This is a genomic window from Acidihalobacter sp., assembly GCF_037381185.1.
In the GTDB taxonomy this organism is placed as follows: Bacteria; Pseudomonadota; Gammaproteobacteria; order DSM-5130; family Acidihalobacteraceae; genus Acidihalobacter_A.
Window position 1 is genome coordinate 39,318 of the sequence record NZ_JARRQY010000041.1, and the last position, 6,973, is coordinate 46,290.

5 protein-coding genes and 1 pseudogene are annotated in these 6,973 nt (G+C 66.6%); 4 read left to right on the forward strand and 2 right to left on the reverse strand.

Going from position 1 to position 6,973, the window contains the following annotated elements; all coding sequences use genetic code 11:
• Positions 1 to 3: 3 nt before the first annotated feature.
• A complete protein-coding gene (locus tag P8014_RS14335) occupies positions 4 to 1,002 on the reverse strand; it encodes an aldo/keto reductase (RefSeq protein WP_337818007.1) in 999 nt (332 codons plus the stop codon).
• Between the two features lie 218 nt (positions 1,003 to 1,220).
• Here P8014_RS14335 and P8014_RS14340 point away from each other — a divergent pair, with 218 nt between their 5' ends.
• Positions 1,221 to 1,850 carry a MarC family protein gene (locus P8014_RS14340; protein ID WP_337818008.1) on the forward strand — a complete coding sequence of 210 codons (630 nt, stop codon included), beginning with the start codon at positions 1,221 to 1,223 and terminating at the stop codon, positions 1,848 to 1,850.
• A gap of 138 nt (positions 1,851 to 1,988) precedes the next feature.
• On the opposite strand, the gene P8014_RS14345 is transcribed toward P8014_RS14340, so the two are convergent.
• Positions 1,989 to 2,945, reverse strand: coding sequence for a D-2-hydroxyacid dehydrogenase (locus P8014_RS14345; protein WP_337818009.1), 957 nt, complete (start codon positions 2,943 to 2,945; stop codon positions 1,989 to 1,991).
• A 246-nt stretch (positions 2,946 to 3,191) separates the two neighbouring features.
• Between P8014_RS14345 and P8014_RS14350 the strand changes: the two are divergent.
• The 3 genes and pseudogenes from P8014_RS14350 to recJ all read left to right on the forward strand — a co-directional run bounded on the left by P8014_RS14350 (position 3,192) and on the right by recJ (position 6,657).
• A pseudogene (locus P8014_RS14350) lies at positions 3,192 to 3,802 on the forward strand (DUF72 domain-containing protein).
• 102 nt (positions 3,803 to 3,904) lie between these two features.
• Positions 3,905 to 4,906 carry a hypothetical protein gene (locus tag P8014_RS14355; protein ID WP_337818010.1) on the forward strand — a complete coding sequence of 334 codons (1,002 nt, stop codon included), beginning with the start codon at positions 3,905 to 3,907 and terminating at the stop codon, positions 4,904 to 4,906.
• A complete protein-coding gene (recJ, locus tag P8014_RS14360; protein WP_337818011.1) occupies positions 4,906 to 6,657 on the forward strand; it encodes a single-stranded-DNA-specific exonuclease RecJ in 1,752 nt (583 codons plus the stop codon). The genes P8014_RS14355 and recJ overlap by 1 nt, the downstream gene beginning before the upstream one ends.
• Positions 6,658 to 6,973: the final 316 nt, after the last annotated feature.

A 6,973-nucleotide genomic window follows, 5' to 3' on the forward strand; every position in this document is an offset into this window, starting at 1 on the left:
TGCTCAGGTTGCAGAGTTGTCCGGTGGCGCCATGAATTCCGGACCCACCGGATCAGTCACGCATTCGGCGAGAATGGCGTCTATGGCTTGCATGTCAGTGCTGTTCAGCGACCAACCCATGACTTCGTCGACCGGATCGAGTTGAGCGGGGCGGCGGGCGCCCCATAGCGCCGTGGCCACGCCGGGCTGGTCGATCAGCCAGCGTAGGGCGAGGTGAATGACGCGTTTGCCGTAGTGTTCGCGGGCATAGGCCTCGAGGCGTTCGACGGCTTGCAGATACTGGGCGAAGCGGGGTTGCTTGAACTTGGGATCGAACTGGCGCAGGTCGTCGCCTTGGAAGCTGCGTTCGGTGCTCATGCGTCCTGATAGCAGGCCCCGGCACAGCGCGCCGTAGGCGATGATGCCGATGCCCTTGTCCGCACAGTAAGGCTGTACGTCGGCCTCGATGCCGCGTTCGAACAAGTTGTAGGGCGGCTGGTCGGTGGCCAGCGGCGCAGCATCGCGAAAGGCGTCCATCTGCTCAGGGCTGTAGTTGCTCACGCCGAGGGCCCGAATCTTGCCTTCGCGCCGCAGGTCCTCGAGCGCGCGGGCGGTCTCCTCGAACGGCACGGCGCCGTCCGGCCAGTGCACCTGATAGAGGTCGATGTGGTCCGTGCCCAGCCGGCGCAGCGAGTCTTCGATTTCCTGCCGGATACGGGCCGGTGAACTGTCGCGCCGGACCTTGCCCTGATCGTCCCAGGCCAGGCCCAGTTTGGTGGCGAGCACGACTTCGTCACGCCGCCCGAATGCGGCCAGCGCCTTGCCGACGATTTCCTCGGAGCGGCCAAAGCCGTAGACGGGAGCGGTGTCGATCAGACTGATGCCGCGTTCCAGTGCGCTGACGATGGTGTCGATCGCTTGCTGTTCGTCGGTGCCGCCCCACATCCAGCCTCCGATGGCCCAGGTACCCAGGCCGATGCGTGGGACGGTCAAGTCGGCGTGCTGAAGTCTGACGTATTCCATGTGAACCTTTCTCCTCTCGGCGTTGGGTCTAGTTTACCGATGCATTGGTCTGTTGAGACATAAGGACTCAGCCAAGGTTGCATGGGCGCGAGGATCGCAAGACCTCGAGGCGGGTGGGGTGGGTTGGCGGCGACGTCGGCTGTATACTCCGCGCCCTGTCTTCATATGCGCCGAGATGCAACGTCCCGCGCGGCGCGAATTCACTCCCGGGAGGCGCCGTGATCGACGCATATCTCAAGGCATTCATGGTGTTGTTCGTGGTGGTGGACCCGGTGAGCATGGCGCCGGTTTTCATGGCGCTGACGCACGGCGCCGACGCAGCCTACCGCAAGCGCATGGCGGTCAAGGGCACGCTCATCGCAGGCGGTATCCTGTTTTTCTTTCTGCTCATCGGCGATGGATTGCTAAGCGTGCTCGGCGTGAGCCTGAGCGCATTCCGCATCGCTGGCGGCTTGCTGATGTTCCTGCTCGCCGTGGATATGGTGTTCCCGAAAACGTTGGGCATGCGTTCGCCGAATCAGGTCGAGCGCATCGAGGCTGAGCACCGGCAGGACATCTCAGTGTTCCCACTGGCGTTCCCTCTGCTGGCCGGCCCTGGGGCATTGACCACCCTGATGCTGATGCTGCCGGCGAACGAGCGCGGTGATCCGCTGCATTACGCCTTCGTCGCCACGGTGATCCTCGGCGTGCTGCTGATCACGCTGGTCTCGCTGCTGCTTTCCGTGCGCATCACCGCCTGGATGGGCGAGACCGGGGCCAATCTGCTGAGCCGCCTGCTTGGGCTGGTGTTGGCGGCGCTGTCGGTGCAGTTCGTGCTGGATGGGTTGCGCAGCGTGCTGGGGAGTTAGGGGCACGCTGATCGAATGGTTGCACAGGCGATCTGTGGCGTTGCGCGCTGCTCGCTTCCTCGCCTATCCACTTAATGTGTTTCGGGCGCTGCGTGTGCCATGTTGCTCGTCGCGCTCGCTCATCTGATCAAGTGCGCCCTAAACCACTCGGTGAGGATGATCCTCGCTATTCAGGAATGCCTTCAGCGCACTCGCCATCTGCTGCACCACGGTCTGTCGGGCGCGCAGGCTGGCCCAGGCTACGTGCGGGGTTACGATCAGGTTGGGAATGTCATTGGCCAGCAGCGGATGATCGGCAGGCGGGGGCTCGGAATCCAGTACGTCCAAGCCAGCGCCGCCCAGGCGGCCCTCGCGCAAGGCGTCGGCCAGCGCCTGCGAGTCGACCAGACCGCCGCGCGCCGTATTGATCAACAGCGCGTCGGGCCCCAGCAGGTCGATCTCGGCAGCACCGATCAGGTTGCGGGTTTCCGGCGTCAGCGGGCAGTGCAGGCTGAGCACGTCGGCCGACTTCAACGCCTCCTCGAACGCCACGCGGCCTTCGCGCGGCGCCATGCCGCGGCGCTCGGCGACGATCACGTCCATGCCGAAGCACTCGGCCATGCGCGCCACCGTGCTGCCCAGCGCGCCGCGGCCGACGATGGCGAGGCGCTTGCCGTACAGCTCGCCGATGGGATAATCGAGCAGGAAGGGCATGTGACTCTGGCTCCAACGCCCGGCGCCCACCGCGAGATGGTAGTCGGCCAGGCGGCGCACCAGCGCCAGCATCAGCGAAACGGCGTGTTCCCCAACCGACTGCGAGCCGTAGTCGCGCACGTTGTAGACCGGTACGCCGCGTGCCTTGGCCGCTTCCAGGTCGACATTGTCCGTACCCGTGGCGGCCATGCAGATGCAGCGCAGTTCCGGAGCGCGCCGGATGACGTCCTCGGTTAGCTGCACCTTGTTCAGCAGCACGACCTGCGCATTGCCGATGCGTTCCAGCGCCTGTGCGTCGTCGGTATACGGATGAAACATCGTGCCCGGCAGCAGATCGTGCAGCGGCGACAGGTCCAGGTCGCCGCAGTTCACGGTGTCGAGATCCAGAAATACGCCTTGCATCGTGCGGTGCTCTCCATCAAAAACTGGTGGCCGGCGCTGCGCCGGGACTCGGAGCGAGGGTAGCAGGCGTCGCCGAATGACGGTACCCGGGACTGCGCACGATGCGAAAGGACAGGGCAGACAGGGCCAGGCTGTATCTGGGGGCACGTCTGGCTGGGCGTACCCCCGCATTGGCGTGTCTCCGTCTACCCGGAGGGGCTTGCCGAATCTGCATGGTTGGGGCGCTACGCCGCGCGTCTACGGAGCGTGGGGGTCAACAGCAGCTTCTATCGCCTGCCGGTGACGAACGTTCTGCGGGCTTGGTGTGCAACCGTGCCAGAAGACTTCGTCTTCGCGTTCAAGGCCAGTGCCTACGTCACCCATCGCAAGAAACTGCGCGAGCCGGAGCGCACGCTGCCGCCGTTACTCGAGTGCGCCGAGCAACCGGGTGGCGGCTTGGTCCGCTGCTGTTCCAGCTGCCGCCGCGCTGGCATGTCAATGCCGAGCGCCTGGAGGCCTTTCTGCAGGCTCTGCCCACAAGTTTGCGCTGCGTCTTCGAATTTCGCGATCCAAGCTGGTTCTGCGAGCAGGCGTACGTGCTGCTGCGTCGATACGGTGTGGCGCTGTGCCGCTACGACCTGGATGGGCGACGTTCGCCCGGGGTCGAGACCGCCGATTTTGCCTACCTGCGTCTGCACGGGCCGGGCGAGGCTTATCGCGGTTTCTATGCCGACGAGAATTTGCGCGAGTGGGTCGCGAAGATCGGCGACCGGCTCGCCCGTAGTGGCGACGTGTACTGCTATTTCGACAACGACGAGTCCGGTCATGCATTCCATGACGCGCTGCGCCTGCGCAGCATGATCCAGAGCGCGAGTTGACGCTTGTGCGGGCGGGACCGGACAATCCCGCTTTTGAATCCGTGCACGTGGGAAAGGTTCCTGCAGCGCGTTTCGCACTTCCTATTGGATGTATCCCCACCGATGTTGTTGCATCTCCTCGTGCCAGGGCTGTACTCGCGCCTGCCGGAATGGCAGCGAAGCTACGGCTGGAGCCCCCAGGTGCCCGGGCTGCAGAGACTGTTGGCCGCCGCGCGGCGGACTTCGGGGGATGATGGTGGGTTGACTGTCGCGGGCGACCTGCTGGGCCCCACGGGTACTGCGGCCGGTTTCCGCCGTCGTACGCACGGGTTCGTCGACGAGCCGGGTTGGCTGTGCGCCGATCCGGTGTATCTGCGCGCGGATGTCGACTCGGCAATTCTGGTCGAGGCCGAACATCTGCAACTGGAGGAAAGCGAGGCGCGGGCGCTCGTGGCCGACCTGCAGGCGATGTTCGCCGGGGACGGCTGGTGCTTCGAAGTGGCTGACGCCGTGTGTTGGTACGCTCTGCCGCCGAGCGCTGTCGTGCCGCCGGAGCTGCCCGGCACGCGTGAGGCGGCCGGCCGGGATGTCGGCCTCCATTTCCGCGATGCCGATCAATCGGCGCAATGGAAGCGCTTCTACGCCGAGCTGCAGATGGTGCTGGTCCAGTCCGAGGTCAACCGCCGGCGCGAGGCGCGGGGTATGACGCCGGTCAACGCGCTGTGGTTCTGGGGCGCCGCCGCGCGCGCAACTGCGGGACGGCGAGCCGTGAACGTGGTGCAGGGCGGCGATGCCGTGCTGGTCGGCATGGCGCAGGCGGCCGGACTGACGCCGTCCGTCCCCGACTTGAATGCGGCGCTGGACAGCGGTGGCGCCGCCCTGGTCTGGCTGGACGCGCTGCGCCGGGCCGCCGCCTACGACGACATCGAAGCCTTCCAGGAGGCCTTGGCGGAAATCGACGCCGCCTGGTTCGCGCCGCTCGTGCAGGCCTTGGAGGAACGCCGCTTGGAATCCGTGCTGCTGTATGCGGACGGGCGGCGCTGGGATGCCCGCCGGCGCCGGGGACTGGCGCGCTGGCGGCGCGAAGCAGCGTTGCCGCAAGCGCTGGGATTGGAGAGACCGTGATGCACGTACGCCCCGTTCTGCGGCGCCGTCCGGCGCTGCCGCACACCTTGCCCGACGAGCTGCCGTCGCTGCTGCAGCGGATCTACGCGGCGCGAGGAGTCACCTGCGGGGACGACCTGGTGCGCGAACTCGGCGGGCTGGCCGACTATCGCCCGCTGGGCGGCGTCGAAGCTGCCGTCGAGTTGCTGCACCGCGCGCTGCGCGAGCAATGGCGCATCGTTCTGGTGGGCGACTACGACGCCGACGGCGCCACCAGCACGGCGCTGGCGATCGAGGCCTTGCGGGCCTGCGGCGCCCGCCACGTCGACTATCTGGTGCCGAACCGTTTCACCCAAGGTTACGGCCTTTCGCCGGCGCTGGTCGCCGAGGCGTCGGCGCGCGAGGCACAGTTGCTGATCACCGTGGACAACGGCGTCGCCGCGCATGCCGGCGTACAGGCGGCGCGCGAGGCGGGCATCGCGGTACTGGTCACCGATCACCATCTGCCCGGCGAGACGCTGCCGCCGGCGGATGCGATGGTCAACCCGAACCTGTCCGGCGACGGCTTTCCCAGCAAGGCCTTGGCCGGCGTCGGCGTGATCTTCTACGTCATGCTGGCGCTGCGTGCGCGCCTGCGCGAGGCGGGGTGGTTCGAGGCGGCGGGGATGGCTGTGCCCAACTTCGCCGAGCTGCTGGATCTGGTGGCCGTGGGTACGGTCGCCGACGTGGTCGCGCTGGACGCCAACAACCGCATCCTGGTCGAGCAGGGTTTGCGCCGTATCCGCGCCGGGCGCGCCCGCCCGGGTTTGCGCGCGCTGCTGCGCGTGGCCGGCCGCGATCCCGCGCGGATCGTCGCCAGCGATCTCGGCTTCGCCGTCGGTCCGCGCCTGAACGCCGCAGGCCGGCTGCAGGACATGGCTCTGGGCATCGAGTGCCTGCTGGCCGCCGACGAGGGACGGGCGCTCGAGCTGGCGCAGCGCCTGGATGCGCTCAACCGCGAGCGGCGCGAACTGGAACAGGGCATGCGCGAACAGGCCATGGCGACCGTCGAGGAGGCCTTCGCGCGCCTGGACGGCGACGCCGTGCCGGATGGGCTGTGTCTGTTCGATCCCGAGTGGCACGAAGGCGTGGTCGGGCTGGTGGCGGGGCGCTTGAAGGAACGTTTCCATCGCCCGGCCGCGGTTTTCGCGCCCGGTGGCGACGGCCGGCTCAAGGGCTCGGTGCGTTCCGTACCCGGTATCCACATACGCGACGTGCTGGCCGACATCGCCGCCCGCCATCCGTATCTGCTGCCGCGCTTCGGCGGCCATGCCATGGCCGCGGGACTGACGCTCGAGGCCGCCCGGCTCGACGAGTTCGCCGACTTGTTCGCCGCGGGGGTGAGAAGCCATGCCGATGCCGAGGCTTTGCAGCCGGTGCTGTGGAGCGACGGCGAACTCGCACCGGGCGAGTTGGGCCTGGATTTTGCCGAGGCGCTGCGCGCCGGCGGGCCGTGGGGACAGGGTTTTCCCGAGCCACTGTTCGACGGCGTGTTCGCGGTGCAGTCAGCGCGCGAGGTGGGGCAGGGACATCTGAAGCTGCGGTTGCGCGATCCGCGCGACGGCGCGGTGCACGACGCCATCGCCTTCAACTATGCCGAGTTGGGCATGGAGCTGGATTGTGGCTCTGGCGAGGAGCGGTTCGCCTTTCGTCTGGACGTCAACGAGTATCGTGGCGAGCGGCGGGCGCAGTTGATGGTGCAGGGGTATGGGTTGGAGTTGGTAGTTTCCTGATAAAGGCTTCGTAGTCTGTTGATAATTTGGTGGTTTTTTGTTTTTAATCGGCGCTTCCGTTAAGTGCTTTGGGTTGGTTTCGGGCGCGATTTGAGGGTTGAGGATTCGCTCCGAATCGGTGACGCGCCCGAGCCGATTTGTTCGACGCATCGCTGCGCCTCACCCCTTCGGGGCTGGCGCGAAAAATCGCTCCCGACGATTTTTTCTTTGAGTGCGCAAAGAAACCGGCGAAAGAAACGCACCCTCAAAGCACTCTGCTCCTGAGCCATTCGCGACTGTAGTGGACTGGTGTGCGTTCAGGGCAAGGCGCGGCGCG

Coding starts and splice junctions, on each gene's coding strand:
- P8014_RS14335 (WP_337818007.1), bottom strand. CDS start 1,002: ATGGAATACGTCAGACTTCAGCACGCCGACTTGACCGTCCCACGCATC.
- P8014_RS14345 (WP_337818009.1), bottom strand. CDS start 2,945: ATGCAAGGCGTATTTCTGGATCTCGACACCGTGAACTGCGGCGACCTG.
- P8014_RS14355 (WP_337818010.1), top strand. CDS start 3,905: ATGTTGTTGCATCTCCTCGTGCCAGGGCTGTACTCGCGCCTGCCGGAA.
- recJ (WP_337818011.1), top strand. CDS start 4,906: ATGCACGTACGCCCCGTTCTGCGGCGCCGTCCGGCGCTGCCGCACACC.